The sequence below is a fragment of the Pontibacter oryzae genome (genome assembly GCF_003576375.1).
Classification (GTDB): Bacteria; Bacteroidota; Bacteroidia; order Cytophagales; family Hymenobacteraceae; genus Pontibacter; species Pontibacter oryzae.
In genome coordinates this window covers 739,878-756,006 of record NZ_QWGE01000002.1, presented here as the reverse complement: position 1 = coordinate 756,006, position 16,129 = coordinate 739,878, and the positions used below count along the sequence as shown (strand labels likewise).

Annotated in this window: 14 protein-coding genes; 7 read left to right on the top strand and 7 right to left on the bottom strand. The window is 47.7% G+C overall.

The annotated features are described in order from the left end of the window. Positions 1–113: 113 nt before the first annotated feature. Positions 114–668 (bottom strand): DinB family protein, encoded by a 555-nt coding sequence (locus D1627_RS08100; RefSeq protein WP_233555554.1) that lies wholly within the window; start codon positions 666–668, stop codon positions 114–116. Between the two features lie 217 nt (positions 669–885). Between D1627_RS08100 and D1627_RS08095 the strand changes: the two genes are divergently transcribed. The 3 genes from D1627_RS08095 to D1627_RS08085 all read left to right on the top strand — a co-directional run bounded on the left by D1627_RS08095 (position 886) and on the right by D1627_RS08085 (position 3,319). Beyond that, positions 886–1,593, top strand: a complete 708-nt coding sequence (locus tag D1627_RS08095; RefSeq protein ID WP_119431867.1) for a class I SAM-dependent methyltransferase — start codon at positions 886–888, stop codon at positions 1,591–1,593. Between the two features lie 63 nt (positions 1,594–1,656). Continuing rightward, positions 1,657–2,328, top strand: a complete 672-nt coding sequence (locus tag D1627_RS08090) for a nitroreductase family protein (protein WP_119431866.1) — start codon at positions 1,657–1,659, stop codon at positions 2,326–2,328. Positions 2,329–2,410: 82 nt separating this feature from the next. Continuing rightward, positions 2,411–3,319: a YihY/virulence factor BrkB family protein gene (locus D1627_RS08085; RefSeq protein WP_119431699.1), complete on the top strand. Its 909-nt coding sequence runs from the start codon at positions 2,411–2,413 to the stop codon at positions 3,317–3,319. A 94-nt stretch (positions 3,320–3,413) separates the two neighbouring features. On the opposite strand, the gene D1627_RS08080 is transcribed toward D1627_RS08085, so the two are convergent. The 3 genes from D1627_RS08080 to D1627_RS08070 all read right to left on the bottom strand — a co-directional run bounded on the left by D1627_RS08080 (position 3,414) and on the right by D1627_RS08070 (position 6,958). After that, positions 3,414–3,920 carry a DUF5004 domain-containing protein gene (locus D1627_RS08080; RefSeq protein ID WP_119431698.1) on the bottom strand — a complete coding sequence of 169 codons (507 nt, stop codon included), beginning with the start codon at positions 3,918–3,920 and terminating at the stop codon, positions 3,414–3,416. A 93-nt stretch (positions 3,921–4,013) separates the two neighbouring features. Continuing rightward, positions 4,014–5,030 carry a UDP-N-acetylmuramate dehydrogenase gene (murB, locus tag D1627_RS08075; RefSeq protein WP_119431865.1) on the bottom strand — a complete coding sequence of 339 codons (1,017 nt, stop codon included), beginning with the start codon at positions 5,028–5,030 and terminating at the stop codon, positions 4,014–4,016. Positions 5,031–5,209: 179 nt separating this feature from the next. Beyond that, positions 5,210–6,958, bottom strand: a complete 1,749-nt coding sequence (locus tag D1627_RS08070; RefSeq protein WP_119431697.1) for a sodium:solute symporter family protein — start codon at positions 6,956–6,958, stop codon at positions 5,210–5,212. A 214-nt stretch (positions 6,959–7,172) separates the two neighbouring features. Between D1627_RS08070 and D1627_RS08065 the strand changes: the two genes are divergently transcribed. Beyond that, a complete protein-coding gene (locus D1627_RS08065) occupies positions 7,173–8,348 on the top strand; it encodes a THUMP domain-containing class I SAM-dependent RNA methyltransferase (RefSeq protein ID WP_119431696.1) in 1,176 nt (391 codons plus the stop codon). 165 nt (positions 8,349–8,513) lie between these two features. On the opposite strand, the gene murA is transcribed toward D1627_RS08065, so the two are convergent. From murA to D1627_RS08050, 3 genes are all read right to left on the bottom strand, one after another. Continuing rightward, positions 8,514–9,818 (bottom strand): UDP-N-acetylglucosamine 1-carboxyvinyltransferase, encoded by a 1,305-nt coding sequence (murA, locus tag D1627_RS08060; protein WP_119431695.1) that lies wholly within the window; start codon positions 9,816–9,818, stop codon positions 8,514–8,516. A 3-nt stretch (positions 9,819–9,821) separates the two neighbouring features. Further along, the gene (locus D1627_RS08055) at positions 9,822–10,472 is read right to left on the bottom strand and encodes a DUF4290 domain-containing protein (RefSeq protein ID WP_119431694.1); all 651 of its coding nucleotides are present in this window, start codon (positions 10,470–10,472) and stop codon (positions 9,822–9,824) included. Positions 10,473–10,630: 158 nt separating this feature from the next. Then, complete coding sequence (locus tag D1627_RS08050) at positions 10,631–12,880, bottom strand: ATP-dependent helicase (RefSeq protein ID WP_119431693.1); 2,250 nt, start codon at positions 12,878–12,880, stop codon at positions 10,631–10,633. Between the two features lie 311 nt (positions 12,881–13,191). Between D1627_RS08050 and D1627_RS08040 the strand changes: the two genes are divergently transcribed. The 3 genes from D1627_RS08040 (at position 13,192) to D1627_RS08030 (ending at position 16,092) form a co-directional block, all read left to right on the top strand. Next, on the top strand, positions 13,192–14,832 hold the full coding sequence (locus D1627_RS08040; protein WP_119431691.1) for an ankyrin repeat domain-containing protein: 1,641 nt from the start codon (positions 13,192–13,194) through the stop codon (positions 14,830–14,832). A gap of 197 nt (positions 14,833–15,029) precedes the next feature. Then, entirely contained in the window at positions 15,030–15,611 is a 582-nt protein-coding gene (locus D1627_RS08035) for a DUF3109 family protein (protein WP_119431690.1), read from the top strand. Between the two features lie 73 nt (positions 15,612–15,684). Then, positions 15,685–16,092: a hypothetical protein gene (locus D1627_RS08030; protein ID WP_119431689.1), complete on the top strand. Its 408-nt coding sequence runs from the start codon at positions 15,685–15,687 to the stop codon at positions 16,090–16,092. Positions 16,093–16,129: the final 37 nt, after the last annotated feature.

The following is a 16,129-nucleotide window of genomic DNA, read 5'->3' as shown; positions in this document are numbered from 1 at the left end:
TTTGTAAATATACATGCATCCAGAACAAATTCTGAGCAATATTCTTAACTGGTAAGGCTTATAGCCCAGCAGCATGGGGCGTGGGTGGCTAAACCAAGTATAATTCGGGATGCTTAGTACACTAAGTCCCGGATTTGCTGCTGCATAATTTTCTGGTGGTGGTCGAAGTGGTCTTGCAGGAATGCAAGTGTCTGCAGGACGTTTAGCGGCCCAACGCGCGGATGCTTAAAAAGGCACTTGTCGATTTGGTCCGGGTTTAACGCTGTCAATGTATCTTCCAGGGCAAAGCGGGCATTGTTCCAGTTGTGGCGCAAATCCTGCAAATCGGAGTGGTCAGGAACATCGGCCACGGGGGCGGGTGCTTTATACTTACGGCCTGAGAGCAGCGCGACCTTCAATAAAAGCGCTTTAAGGGCCTGGCTAAATCCTGCTGGCTTCAGTGTGCCGGGCTGCTTCAGCTTATATTGGATAGAATTTAGCGTAACCTCGTCAACCATAATCAGGTGCGCCACATGCTGGTTCAGGCTCCACTTGCCTCCCGGTGCCGCGGTGTTGAGTTGCTCGTCCGTTAAAGCCTCTAGCTCATCCAGTAAGCGGTTCCGGGTTTGCTCCAGGCGCAGGTACTTGTTCTCCAGTTTCGGGATCATAAGCAGGGGATACGTATACATGGCAGATTTCACTGGCTTATAGCTAAAATTCTCTCTAAATCTACATTTTTTTCATAAAGAACCAACACGCTACCAGTTTAAAATTTATCGTAATTACTTGAAAGTGTGGTGAATGCATGCCTTGGTGAAGCCAACAACTCGCTCGCAAGTATATTTAAGCTTTTACAGCAAAGCATTTGTCACGAAATTGCAAACCTTTCCCCATATTATTAAGCTCATGAACAACGACCCAATTGGCACAGCTATGCTGGATTACCTGGCAGGCGCAAAGGATGCAGAGATTACCGTAGAAAGTAACCTGGCCGAAGATGACTGCATTCCTGTTGACTACCTTTTCAGGGAAGTAGCAGAAATGCCGGAGCTAGAGCAGCTCGCCATAAATACCTGCCGTGGCGCTGTGCTGGATATTGGGGCGGGAGCAGGTTGCCATACTTTAGCGCTACAGCAGGCTGGTAAAAACGTTACTGCCCTGGATATTTCTGCGGGGGCCGTGGAGGCTATGAAGCAACAGGGCGTGCAGCAAGTTCTGCATCAGGACATCTATACTCTTAAAGGCCAGCACTATGATACGCTACTTATGCTGATGAACGGCATTGGTATAGCAGGCAACCTGCTTGGCCTGGAGCGTTTTCTGAAGCATGCTAAGCTGTTGCTAAAGCCAGGCGGTCAAATCCTGCTCGAGTCTTCAGACATACTTTATATGTATGAGGATGAGGATGGGTCTGTGTTGCTGGACTTGAACGCGGGCTATTATGGCGAGGTGAAGTATAATATGAAGTATAAAGACCACGAGAGCGGCTGGTTTAACTGGCTGTTTATAGACCCTTCCATTCTGGAAGACTATGCTGTTGAGCACGGTTATGTGTTCGAGATGCTGCAAGAAGGTGAAGCCGGGAATTACCTTGCCAGACTCAGGCTAAATTAATTCTTGCCGTGGCAGGCATCAGTCTCATACTTTTTGTAGCTTAGCTAAACAATAATGCTGCTTATGGCCCCCACTGCAAACCCGTTTATACCTTATGCCCCTGTTACTTTCTCTGTGTCAGAATCTCTTGAGCGGGCAAGTGATTTTTATACCTTTATGGACCAGCGGCGCTCTATCAGGGATTTTTCTGATAAGCCTGTGCCACGTAACCTTATTCAAAAACTTATCCTTACTGCCGCTTCGGCCCCATCCGGTGCACACAAGCAACCCTGGACGTTTTGTGTGATTTCAGATCTGGCCCTTAAAACGCAGATACGCGCTGCTGCCGAAAAAGAAGAATATGAAAGCTACCAGGGCCGCATGAGCCAGGAGTGGCTGGAGGATTTGGCGCCTTTGGGCACCGATTGGCAAAAACCTTTTCTGGAGACCGCGCCATGGCTGATTGTGGTGTTTAAGAAAGCGTATGATGTGCAACCTGATGGCTCCAAGCGGAATAATTATTATGTTTCAGAGTCGGTGGGGCTAGCATGTGGCTTTTTAATTTCGGCCATTCATCAAGCAGGGCTTGTAACGCTTACGCATACGCCAAGCCCTATGAACTTCCTATCCAAGTTGCTGAATAGGCCTGCTAATGAACGCCCTTTTCTATTGCTGCCCGTGGGATATGCCGCCGAGAATGTTAAGGTGCCTAACCTGGCTCGAAAATCCCTGGAAGAAATGTCTGTTTGGTACTAAAGGTATCGTTGTTTTTACGGGCTCCGTAAGAATATGCTGTAAACTGTAGCACAGGCTGCAGGCCAACAGAATACTTAGGCCCATGAACTCAAAAGTTAAACTTACCTGGAACCTGACTAAGCGCACTTTCAAAGAGTTTGGCGAGGACAAACCATTGGATTACGCTGCCATCATCGGCTTTTATACTATCTTTTCCTTACCCGCCGTCCTGATTATCACCATCCGGATTGCAGGCTCTGTTTTCGGCGAAGAAGCCGTTCGTGGGCAGCTCTCTAAGCAGATTGGTGGTATCGTGGGCCGCAGCAGCGCCGAACAAATCCAAAGCATCATCGAAAACGCAGATCAATCAGCGGCCACTACCATCGGGACCATAGTTGGCGTTGCCACCATGATTTTTAGCGCCACCACTGTGTTTGTTGCCTTACAGGATTCCTTGAATGCTATGTGGGAGGTGAAAGCCAAACCCCAAAGAGGATGGGTTAAGCTGATAATTGATCGTATTTTATCCCTTGCTTTGGTCGTGAGCCTGGGTTTTCTGCTGTTGGTCTCGTTATCTGTGGATGTTGTGATGGGCCTGATCAATGATTACCTGCGGGAGCAGCTCTCTGGTGTAGCCATCTATCTGATTACCGCTGGCAATATCACAGTTTCCATACTTATCAGCATAGTTATTTTTGCCACAATTTTTAAGGTATTGCCCGATGCCAAGATAAAATGGCTAAACGTATGGGTTGGGGCCACGGTTACTGCCATACTTTTTGTGATAGGCAAGTTTATACTCAACATCTATTTTCAGCACGACCCACTAGCCGACACGTATGGTGCTGCCGGCTCGCTGGTGCTGATCTTGGTGTGGGTATATTATACTTCAGTTATCTTTCTGCTTGGTGCAGAATTTACGCAGGTATTTTCAAGGGAGCATGATAAAGGTATTAGGCCCCAGGCTAACGCTGTAAAAGTAGAAACCAAGGAAATCGAGAAGGAAGGGTAGGTAAAAAAGCCAATTCTTAGTCAGCGCTTTAAAAAAAAGCCTGCCCTGGCGCATAAAACCGCGCAGCAGGACAGGCTTTCTGGAAGTGTTGGGTTTACTGCTTTACAAAACGCATTTCAGCATTAACAGCGCCTCCACCTGTTATAAGCTTAATCAGGGTAGCATCAATATCGAACAGCGAGGCAATGAACTCTATGCTTTCAGTGCTAAGTGTTGTGGTCACATCCAGGTTTTGATCTGTGAGATTCTTAACATTAAGCTCGCCAAACATATCCAGCGTAAGGGTGGTTTGCGCGCTGTTGAACTGCCAGTTACCGCTGGTGGTTTCTGTTTGCCCTTCCACAGTGAATGTTGCCAAATAAGTATTGTCGTTTTTAAACTCCAGGACAAGCGTCTGGAAGCTGCTGGCGTTGGCGCCAATGCCTGGTATGGATGCAGCGTTAATTCCGTTCAGCAGAATCTTATCGCCTTTCCATTTACCGGTAGTAAGCATTTCTGTCTTGCTTGGCTCGGCGTCTTCGTCGGAATCATCGTCGCAGGACACTAAGAAACCCAGGCTCAGGAAAAAAGCGAAGTATAAGAAGTAGTTTTTAAATTGCATTGTTATAGAAGTTAAGTATAGCTGATATATCGCAAGAAGCACCTAAATAGTTCGGAGCGGATCTATACTTTTTAATACCAGCGGGAGCTATACTTAGATAATGTTTACTTCCGGGCTGAGTTTAATACCAAATTTCTCTTCCACCGATTGGATAACGTCATAGGCAAGCTGACGAATCTGCTCACCCTTGGCACCGCCGTAGTTTACCAGCACTAGGGCCTGGTTTTTATGAACGCCATAATTACCAAGCATTTTTCCCTTCCAGCCACATTGCTCAATGAGCCAACCGGCAGGCACCTTTACGGTTGTTTCAGAAACGGGGTAAGAGGGGATATCTGGGTGCTGCTTTTGCAGGTCTTCGTATTGCGCCAGCGGGATTTCGGGGTTTTTGAAGAAACTGCCAGCGTTTCCGATCTGCTTTGGGTCGGGTAACTTACTCCGACGAATCTGGCAAACCGCTGCACTTACATGCTGTATAGTGGGCTGCTGCACCTGCATTTCCTGCAGCGTGGTGGAAATGGCGCCGTAGCTAGTGTTTAGCTTATGCTTTTTTTGCAGCCTGAATGTAACGTGTGTTACAATGTATTGCCCTTTCAGCTCGTTTTTAAAGACACTCTCGCGGTATCCGAACCGGCATGCATCGGCCGTAAAGCTCTTGATTTGGCCTGAATTTATACTTACCGCCTCTAGTTGCTCAAACACATCCTTCAGTTCTACGCCATACGCACCTATGTTTTGCAGCGGTGCTGCACCTACAGTGCCTGGTATCAGCGACAGGTTCTCCACACCGCCTAGGTTCAGGTCCAGTGTTTTTAAAACGAAATCGTGCCATACTTCACCGCCGCCAACCTGTAAGTATACGTGCTCCTGGTCTTCGCGCACTTTCTCTATGCCCTTGATGCCATTTAGTAGCACCACGCCATCAAAATCCTTTGTGAGAAGCAAATTGCTGCCGCCACCAAGTATAAGTTTGGGTTCCTGCTCCAACTCCGGCATCTGGAGCAGCTCCTGCAATTCCGGCACCGTATCAAAGCGCGCGAAGAGCCGGGCTTTAACGTCCATGCCAAAAGTATTGTAAGGTTTTAGCGAGAAGTCTGTCTGCAGTTTCATAAGCATTGATTTGGTGCAAAGATAGGTTTTTGTGCAGCGAGTTCCGAATTAGCCGCAACCGCAAATTATGCGTTGGCTGCTACAACCTCAACGCGAATTGATGGGGTTGACCTATAAAACAGAAATCCCCTTGCAAAAGGGGATTTCTGTTTTATGCTCGTGGGGTTTTGTTATCAGGGTTAGTCCTCAAAGAACTTCACCCGCTTAGACATCACAACCATAATTACAAGTGATATAACCGCAGAAACAAGCCACATGGCAAAGCGCTCATAGTTCTGGAAAATCAGGTCGCCGATCAGGAACAGGGTGGAGTAAACCATTATCACAGCCGCGATCCAGGCAACCAGCAGGTGGTATACTTTTGTCTTAGGCTTCGGTAATTTCAAGGATTTACGTACAGGTGCCCAGGCTCCATCTGGCTGAATCTTCTCGTAAAACGCTTGTAGCTTGCTTTCGGGCGTAGGGCGCGTAACAAAAGTTGCCACAATCCATACTACCGTTGTAAAGCTAACGGTCAGGAAGAAGCTGTCCGGGAACTCCCATCCAATAACATACTTAGCCACGCCGTACCCAATAAATGGAGCAATGGTGGCTGCAATCTCGCTCCAGGCGTTAATGCGCCACCAGTACCACCTAAGTATAAGCACCAAACCAAGGCCCGCGCCGGCTTCCATTATAAATTTCCAAACGGCTGCAATAGATGTGATTTGTGTGGTTACGCCCAGTGAAACGATCATGAGAAGTAGCGTAGTAACACGCGAAGCGGTTACCAATTGTTTCTGAGTGGCATCTGGCTTAATGAAGCGTGCATACAAGTCGTTGATGATGTAGCTGGCGCCCCAGTTTAACTGCGTGGAAATGGTACTCATATAGGCTGCAAAGAAGGCTACAAGCAATAAACCTTTAAGCCCCGGAGGCAAGAAATCTTTCATCGCCATTACGTAACCCAGTTTCTCGTTGCCAGGGCCTAGGTTCGGGTAAAGCACCACGGCTGCCAATGCCACCAGAATCCATGGCCATGGGCGAATGCAGTAATGCCCGATCTGGAAGAACAGGGTTGCGTAAAGGGCGTGCTTTTCGTTTTTAGTACTCATCATGCGCTGCGCGATGTAACCACCACCGCCAGGCTCGTTGCCCGGGTACCAGCTGGCCCACCACTGCACGGTTGTAAATGCCAGGAAAGCGCCTAGCGAGAGCGTGAGCGTTTGGCCTATCTCACTGCCTGTACCAACCTTCGGGAAGTAGTCGAGGGTTGAGGCGGGCAATTTCTCTTTCAAGCCAACAATGCCCCCAATCTGCTCAGAGGTAATTACAAGGTAGGCAAGTATGATGCAGCCCACGATGGCTATCACAAACTGTATAACATCTGTTATGGCAACGCCTAGTAAGCCTGATAATGATGAGTAAGCCACAACAATAACCATGGCAATACCCACATAAAATAGCTGCTCGCCCTTTGGCACTTCAAAGAAAACCTCGATAATGGACATCAGGGCCACATTTACCCAGCCAATGATTAAGCTGTTCATGAAAATGCCTAAGTATACCGAGCGGAAGGCGCGCAGAAAAGAGGCAGGTTTGCCTGAGTAGCGCATCTCGATGAACTCCAGGTCGGTGATGATGCCTGCGCGGCGCCAGAGGCGGGCAAAGAAGAATGTAGTGAGCAAACCACCCAGCAGCATGTTCCACCATAACCAGTTACCTGAGATGCCGCTTTGTGCTACAAGTTCTGTTACGGCAAGCGGTGTGTCGGCGGCAAAGGTAGTGGCCACCATGGAGGTGCCGGCAATCCACCAGGGCAGGTTACGGCCGCCCAGGAAGAAATTGGCAAGGCTTCCACTGGCTTTGCCTGTGTAACTAATACCAATAACAAGCGTGACGACGGCGAAAGCGCCCATCACAATCCAGTCAATCAGGTCGAGGTGCATGAATAAGGTTAGGGTTTAGGTTGAAAGTTTGCAGGCTCTGGTAAGTGCATAGTCTGCTAAAAAGACACAAAATAAGAAAAGCTGCATATAGTTGAAAGTTAATGGTCAAAGTTATCACGGTAATCTTAAAATAGATTTTGAAACGACCTGTTTAAGAAACCCCAAAAGTATACCGCCTGAAATGTTAACTTTGCAACTTTAGCAAGTATAAAGTATGGCGAAGAAAAACTCGAACGAGAACTTTAATATAGTGGCCACCACGCTGGCGGGCCTGGAAGAGGTATTGGCGCAGGAACTGCGCGATCTGGATATGGAGTTTGTGAAAGTGGGTAACCGGGCAGTATCCTGCTCTGGCAATCTTCGCCAGCTTTACGAGGCAAACCTGTGGTGCCGCACGGCTATCCGCATACTTCGGCCGATACGCAATTTTAAGGCGCGCAACGAGAAAGAGTTGTACGATCAGGTACAAAAAACTGATTGGTCCGAGGTTTTTGACCTAAACATGACTTTTGCCATCGATGCTGTTGTTAGCCACTCTACATTTGAGCACTCATTGTATGTATCGCAGCTAACCAAGGATGCCATTGTGGACCAGTTCCGAAAGAAAACCGGCGAGCGCCCATCCGTAGACCGTATCCGACCTGATGTGCGCCTGAACCTGCATATGCACGAGAACATGGTAACGCTGTCCCTGGATTCGTCCGGCGACTCGCTGCACCGCCGTGGTTACCGCCTGCAAACCAACGTGGCCCCGCTCAATGAGGTGCTTGCCGCCGGCATCATCGGCCTGTCTGGCTGGGATAAAAAATCAGCCTTTATCGACCCTATGTGCGGCTCGGGAACATTCCTGATAGAAGCTGCCCTTATGGCCCAAAACATGGCGCCCGGCCTTTTTCGCCGCGACCCGTACGGTTTTGAGAAATGGAAAGACTACAATGAGCAGCTATTTGAGATGGTTTGGAACACCGCTGAGGCCAAGGCTAAAACTGCGCCGCAAGCCCAGATCATTGGTTACGACCTGGATGCAGACTATATTGAGGCAGCGCTTGGCAACATCGAGAATGCAGGCTTGCAGGGTGTTATTAAACTGGAGCAGGCAAACTTCTTCGATACAAAAGCACCAGCTGACCATGGGGTAGTGGTGATGAACCCACCTTACAACGAGCGTATCCAGTCAGACGATATCAACCTGCTTTATAAAAACATCGGTGACACGCTAAAGCAGAATTACCAAGGTTTTGATGCTTTCGTATTCACCGGTAACCTGGAAGCCGCTAAAAGTATAGGCCTTCGGACTTCTCGCCGTGTGCCGCTTTACAATGGCTCCATCGAGTGCCGATTGCTAAAGTATGAGTTATACCGCGGAAGCCGGAAGGGTGGGGAAGAATAGACGTACGTTTACTTTTGCATGTGTTTAGCAGCTCAACAATAATGATTTATAACGACATATGTTGTCTCCAAACATCTGTTTAAGTTATAGATTTAAACACTACTGATAAACAAAAAGAGCATCCCTTTCGAGATGCTCTTTTTGTTTATAATATGGGGTTATCCATTATATTCTTCTGATCTGCGCGCCGATGGCATTAAGTCTTCCATCAATATTTTGGTAGCCACGGTCAATTTGCTCTACGTTATCGATGATGCTGCGCCCTTCAGCGGAAAGTGCTGCTATCAACAAGGCTACACCGGCACGAATATCCGGGGATGTCATACGGATGCCTCTCAGCGGTATGTGCTTGTTCATACCTATAACCGTTGCGCGGTGCGGATCGCAAAGTATGATCTGAGCCCCCATGTCTATCAGCTTATCCACGAAGAACAGGCGGCTTTCAAACATTTTCTGGTGAACTAGTACTGTACCTTTCGCTTGTGTTGCGGTTACTAACGCCACGCTCAATAAGTCAGGGGTAAGGCCTGGCCAAGTATGATCCGATATGTTTAGAATGCTGCCATCGATATAAGTATCAACCTCGTAATGGTCCTGCTCCGGAATAAAAATGTCATCACCTCTAAATTCCATCTTAATGCCCAGGCGCTGAAACGTATCGGGAATAAGGCCTAACTCTGGAATCTGGCAGTCTTTAATCGTAATTTCTGAGCCTGTCATGGCAGCCATACCTATAAACGAGCCAATCTCGATCATGTCTGGTAGCATGCGGTGGTCTGTGCCACCTAGTTTCTCCACACCCTCTATAACGAGCAGGTTAGAGCCTGTTCCGGTAATTTTAGCGCCCATGCGGGTAAGCATACGGCAAAGTTGCTGCACGTAAGGCTCGCAAGCGGCGTTATAAATAGTAGTAATGCCTTCTGCCAGCACGGCAGCCATCAAGATGTTAGCAGTACCGGTAACAGATGCTTCGTCAAGGAGCATGTATGCACCTTTTAAGCGCTCAGCAGTGGCACTGTAGAAAATGTCCGGGGTATCGTAGTTAAACTTGGCGCCCAGCTTTTCAAGGCCGATGAAGTGCGTGTCTAGGCGGCGGCGGCCAATCTTGTCTCCGCCTGGCTTTGGCATTTTAGCCTCTCCGAAACGAGCAAGCAGTGGGCCAACAATCATTACCGAACCTCGGATAGCACGTCCCTGCTCTACAAATTGCTCTGTTTGCAGGTACTCCAGATTAATGTCGTCGGCCTGGAAAATATATGTATCCGGTGCCGTGCGCGTTATTTTCACGCCTAGGTCACGGAGCAATTCGATCAGTTTATTCACGTCCCGGATGTCGGGCACATTTGAGATGGTAACAGGTTCGGGAGTTAACAGTACAGCGCACAGAATCTGCAGCGCTTCGTTTTTAGCACCCTGTGGGTATATATCACCCTTAAGCTTATTGCCACCAATTACTTCAAAAGAAGCCATGTATTACTTATTTCTTTGATTTGAGGAACGGTTACTTTTCTTGTTTCGCGGGTTCTGGTTCTGGGAACGCTGGTAACCGCTGTCCTGTTGTCGGCCTACATTAGACTCAAACAGGTTGTTACTTTCGATGTACTGCAGGTCCATGTCCAGTTGGCCGTTAGATATCTGGCGAATGTCTCCCAGAATTACATCATCCGTTATATTTTCCTTGTTGTAAGACCTATAAAGCGTCTTCATCAGTTTGCCGATGGATACAATGGCAGCTTCACGCTCTTTTTCATCCTCCAACTCGGTAGCCCGCTGCACCAATAGCTCTACGTTTTTGCCGTAGTGCTTGAAGTTTGGTGTATCCAGAGGGTAATCCATGGTCTGTGGCTTGTCGTTCAGGTACTCCATGGCGCTGAGCTTGTAAGGAGCGTCAACATCCAGACTGGAGCCAGACATTACAAACAAGTGATTCCACAGTTTCTGCTGAAAATCCTGCGTGTCGCGCAGCTGTGGGTTTAATTTCGACATCAGGTTTATTAAGAGATGCGAAAGGCGTGTGCGTTCGTCACGGTCTTCTACTTTGGTTATGTAGTTTACAAGGTCCTGCACATTACGGCCATACTCCCGCAGCAATAAGTCTTGTTTAAAAGAGGTACTAGCTTCCATTGTATCTGTTGAGTGAATTCAAAATTAAAAATTAGTAATTAAAAATTACGTTTGTCTGAAGTATATCGTCTAATTACTTTCAAAATAGAAGACAAATACATGTTTGTTATACTTCAACTTGGGTTTGATATGTTCTGATTTCTAATTTTTAATTAAAGTTAGTTGTGTATGCGCAGCTTGGCAAAACTGAGCAATAAGGTTTTTTCACCGACTTCATCAAAGTTGATGATGGCTTTGGTGCTGTTGCCTTGCGTATCCATTTTGGTTACGGTTCCGAAACCAAATTTAGGGTGCTCCACCTTCATGCCGGCTGCCAGGGTAGAGGTGTCGCTTGGTGTAAAATCTGCTGGTGCCGTGTAGTTGCTGGCTGCCTGCTTGCGTGGTGGCGGTGTTACCAGGTTGCTGATGCTACTTTTGCGCTGCAGTACACGGTCGAACACGTTGCCTCCGGAAGAGTGGCTCTCGCCATACTTAAAGTTGATGAACTTCGGATCAATCTCATCCAAGAAGCGGCTTTTCTCGCAGGCCCGTAGGTTACCCCATTGGTAACGGCTGGTTGCGTAGGTTAAGTATAGCTTTTTCTCGGCGCGGGTAATGGCCACATAAAATAGACGGCGTTCCTCCTCTAAATCAGCGCGCGAGTTCAGCATCATCTGGCTCGGGAAGAGGTTTTCCTCCATACCAACAATAAATACATTCTTAAACTCAAGGCCTTTAGCCGAGTGGATCGTCATTAGGGTTACAAACTCACCGTCATCGTCGGCCTTGGTGTCTGCATCTGTAATAAGGGCGATGTCCTGAAGGAAGGCATCCAGACTCTTGTCCTCCTTCTCCGGGTCATCTACATACTCCTTTATACCGTTCAGGAGCTCCTGTATGTTTTCGTAACGTGCCAGGCCCTCCACGGTTTTATCCTGATGCAATTCATCCACTATTTTAGATTGCTTTGCAATGTGCTTGGCAACTTCAAAGGCATCAGAGTGCTCGGCAATGCGCGCGAAATCCTTTATCATGATCGAGAAATTCTCGATGGTGGTGCCTACGCGGCTGCCCAGAAACTGCGAGGCATTCTGTACTACTTCCCAAACCGAGTGGTTGGTTTCGTTGGCCGTCACGAATATTTTTTGCTCGGTGGTTTCGCCGATGCCGCGCTTCGGGTAATTTATGACACGGCGCAGTGCCTGCTCATCGTTCGGGTTTACGGTCAGGCGCAGGTAGGCAATCAAGTCCTTAATTTCTTTGCGCTGGTAGAACGACAAGCCACCAATGATCTTATACTTGATATTCATGCGGCGCAAGGCTTCCTCCATCGCCCTGGACTGCGCATTGGTGCGGTAAAGTATGGCAAAATCGTCGTAGGAGAGGTGGTTGCTCATTTTCTCCTCGAAAATAGTGGTGGCCACGAGTTTGCCTTCTTCGTTATCAGAGTTGGCCTTGATAACCTCAATCAGCGGGCCCTGTTCGTTATCCGTAAAAACCTCTTTGCGCAGCTGCGCCTGGTTATGCTTTATAACAGAGTTTGCGGCGTGTACAATGTTTTTGGTTGAGCGGTAGTTCTGCTCCAGCTTAAATACTTTCAGGTCAGGGTAATCGCGCTCAAAGTTTAGGATGTTCTGAATGTCCGCACCCCGGAAAGCATAAATTGACTGGGCATCATCGCCAACCACCACAATGTTCTCGTTCTGGGCAGAAAGCTTGCGCGTGATCAGGTACTGCGAGTAGTTCGTATCCTGGTACTCATCCACCATCACAAACTTAAAGATGTTCTGGTACTTGTTCAGTGCATCGGGGTGATCCTTGAACAGCACGTTGGTGTTAAAGAGCAAATCGTCGAAGTCCATGGCTCCGGCCCGGAAGCAGCGGTTTTGGTACATCTCGTAGATCTTGCCGATTTTTGGGCGCATGGCCGCCTCATCGTCTGCCTGTATGGTGGCATCGTTGAGGTATTGCTTCACAGAAATCAGCTTGTTTTTTGCTGAAGATATGCGGCCCAGCACTACGTTAGGCTTATACAGCTTATCATCTAGGTTCATCTCCTTCACAATGTTGCGAATGAGCGTTTTGGAGTCATCGGTATCGTAAATGGTAAAGCTTTTAGGGTAGCCTATTTTCTCGGCCTCAGCACGAAGTATGCGCGAGAATACCGAGTGAAACGTACCCATCCAGATATTCTTGGCCTCGTTGCCGATAACTTTCTCAATCCGGTGGCGCATTTCCTTGGCAGCCTTGTTGGTAAAGGTAAGGGCCAGGATGTTAAACGGGTCCACACCCTGACTGATGAGCTGGGCAATGCGATAGGTCAGCACTCTGGTTTTACCAGAGCCTGCACCTGCAATAATCATAGCTGGTCCGTTGGTGTGTAGTACCGCCGCGCGCTGCGACTCGTTCAGTAAGCTTATATAATCCATTTCTTCTCTTCCGCGTGCTTAAAAATCTATGCAATTTACGAATACAATTCCTTTTTCAGAACCAGAGGTGCGTTTAGTTCCGGAATCCTTTATCTCTGAACCTGTAGAACACCTCCCCAACATGAACACCTTTTCCGTTCAAAGCGTTTAGTTCTGGGGGCAAGTATAACTTTTGCCGCCAGTATGCGTTACTGAGCCGTTTTGGTAGCATTTTTGCCTGGTTAGGCATTAGTGCGTTACTTTGTACCCTTAACAAAAGTATTATCTTACTTACCCTGATGTATACTATCCACTTACCTAGTGTGCCAACCATGAAGAAATATCTGCTGTTACTCCTTTTGGGCGGTATCAGCCATGTAGGTTTGGCACAAAGCACGCCTGCTAAAAAAACGCCGGCAAAGCCAGCCAAAGCTGTAACGTCAAAAAAAACGCCTGCAACAAGCAGAAAAGCCAAAGCTAGCACACCTGCAAAGGCTGCGGCAAGCAATGCGCCTGTCTTTAGACGTGTGTGGCGAACCCCGCAGATGGATGAGGCCATGCATTATTATAGCTCCCTGAACTACCAGAAAGCCCAGCAGAAGTTTAAAGCGGCCCTTGCCAATGGCGATGCGGACGCTTATTATTTTATGGGCCGTATGCGCCAGTACCGCGAATTAAAGTATGATAATGTGGTGGTTGATACGCTGCAGCAGATCCAGAATGCCGAAAAATATTTTTCTGCTAACCGCGATTCAGCCCGGTATTTTTACCAACTGGCCTTGGATAGTGGCAGTGTGCTGGGCCACCTGGGCATGGCCGAACTGATGACACTACAGACTAAAGACGATGTGCACCGCTTTATGCAGCACATGCGCACGGCTGCCATCGTTATCCGGGAACGTGCGGTAGATGGGGATGCCTTCTGCAACAGAATACTTGGAAGTATGTATTATACCGGTTTCGGGGAACTGCAGGACTTTTCGCTTGCCTATAATTACCTCCGCCGGGCCGCCGAAGCCAATGACGTGATTGCCTATACTTCGCTTGCTAACCTGTACTTAAATGGCCAGGGTGTGGGGAAGGACAAGGAGAAGGCGGTTTACTGGTTGCAAAAAGGAGTTGATGCCGGCGAGCGCGAAGCCATGTATACGTTGGCATTGCTTTATGAGGAAGGCACGCTAGGAGAAGTGAAGATTAACGAAGCGCGTAAACTCTACCGCAAAGCTGTTGCCAAGGGTAGCGTGAATGCATATGAGCAGCTGCGTTACATTAACGAGTCGCCGAACCAAAAGGTGGTGCTGGCATCCGTGAACCGTGATCCTGACATGCTGAAAAGAGCTATAGCCGCTGGTGGCGATGTAAACACGCATGAAGTACCCAATGAGTATGACGCCAACCTGTATGCCCGCACGCCGCTGATGCATGCCCTGTATGTGCCCATGCTTCTGGAAGACTATGGCGTAGTTTATGAGCCAGAAGTGAGGGTTAAAACTACCGAATTGCTTTTAAAGGCGGGTGCCGACGTAAATGCGCAGGATATAAATGGACAAACTGCCTTGCACTATGTGGTAAGCAGCAGCCGGGTGCGAACCGAGCTGTATGAGCTGGAGCAGGTGCAGCTAATTGAACTGCTCCTTAAAAATGGCGCCAACCCTAACATCAAAGACAAAGCAGGTAATACTGTACTCGCTCAGGCGCTTCAGGCTACAATAGGGCAACACGTAGGCATTATGGAGCTGGAGAAGCTACTGCAATCCGGCGCAAACCCAAACTTACAGAACAACGAAGGGAAAACCCCGCTGATGCTGGCCTGTGAGATCGATTCTAACTTCGAAATTATTCTTGCGTTGCTGCAGGCCGGTGCCGATTCCAAATTAACAGACAATGCCGGCAAAGCTGCCATAGATTTTACAAAGCACGAAAACGTGCAAAACATACTTTTAGCTTCTGGCTCACCTCGCAAGCAAGATTAATAGTTTAGTCCGAAGTATGGGGGGAGGCATCTAAAAGGTGCCTCTTTTTTTTATAGGAAAGAGGGTATATGTCAGGGGGGCTTGGGGCTTCTATTTTAAACTATTTAATACATATCTTTGTCTTTGGTTAAAGTTTAGGCCGGAGCCATTATGCTAATGTTGCGCCTGCGCTAAAGTTATTTCTATTTTTACTCAAGATGATAGTTCTTCAGAATACCGTAATAAGCGACGATGTGCGCGACCAGTTCTTTGTTTGTAACCTCGAAAAGTGCAAGGGCGCTTGTTGCGTGGAAGGTGACCTGGGCGCACCGCTAGAGGAAGAGGAGCTTGCCATTTTAGAGGATAACTATGAGTACATCAAGCCATACATGTCCGAAACCGGTAAAAAAGCCGTGGAGGAGCAAGGGCATTACATTAAAGACTGGGAAGGAGATTACTCAACTCCGACGATCAATAACAGAGAGTGCGCCTATGCGATCTACGATGAAAACAACATGCTGAAGTGTGCCATTGAGCAAGCATACTATGACGGTAAAATCAGCTGGAAAAAACCGATCTCATGTTATCTATACCCGATCAGGATTACCAAGTATGATGGTTTTGAGGCCCTTAACTATGACCGTTGGAGTATATGCAGCTCCGCCTGCAGTTTCGGCCAGGATTTGGGAGTGCGTGTATATCAGTTTTTGAAAGACCCGTTGATACTTAAGTATGGCCAGGACTGGTATGATGAGCTTGAGCAGCTAATAGCAACAGAAGAAGCCAATAATAAAGTATAACAATTCATATCTGCTGTACTACTCCATATTTTAGCCTTTATTTGTCCAATCAATTACTATTGTCACTCAGCCTATGCCTTTTGAAGTTAAATATGACTCCTCATTTTACCGCATTGAGGTAGATGAATGCCAAAACCTTCTAAAATCTAAATGGCTACGTCCTGTTAGTACAGAAGAGATGATAGAGGGCGGAACGAAGCTATTCGAAGTCCTTCGGGATACGAAGGTCGAAAAGGGGGTGGCTGACGCAACTGTGCTATCCTCACTTTCTGCGGAAGCAAAAGAATGGATGTCTGCTAAATTTTATGAACTACTCTCGCAAACGCAATTAAAGAAACTAGCCAGGGTGTTACCTGACACACTCTTTACCCGCATCGCACTTGAGTCTGTGGTGACAAGAGCTGAGGCCTCCGGCGTTACAAAATTTGATGTAAAGAGTTTCACAGCTATAGATGAAGCCCAGGCCTGGCTCGATGCTTAGATAGGTTTCTAGTTATAATTAATTGATATTCAAAGCC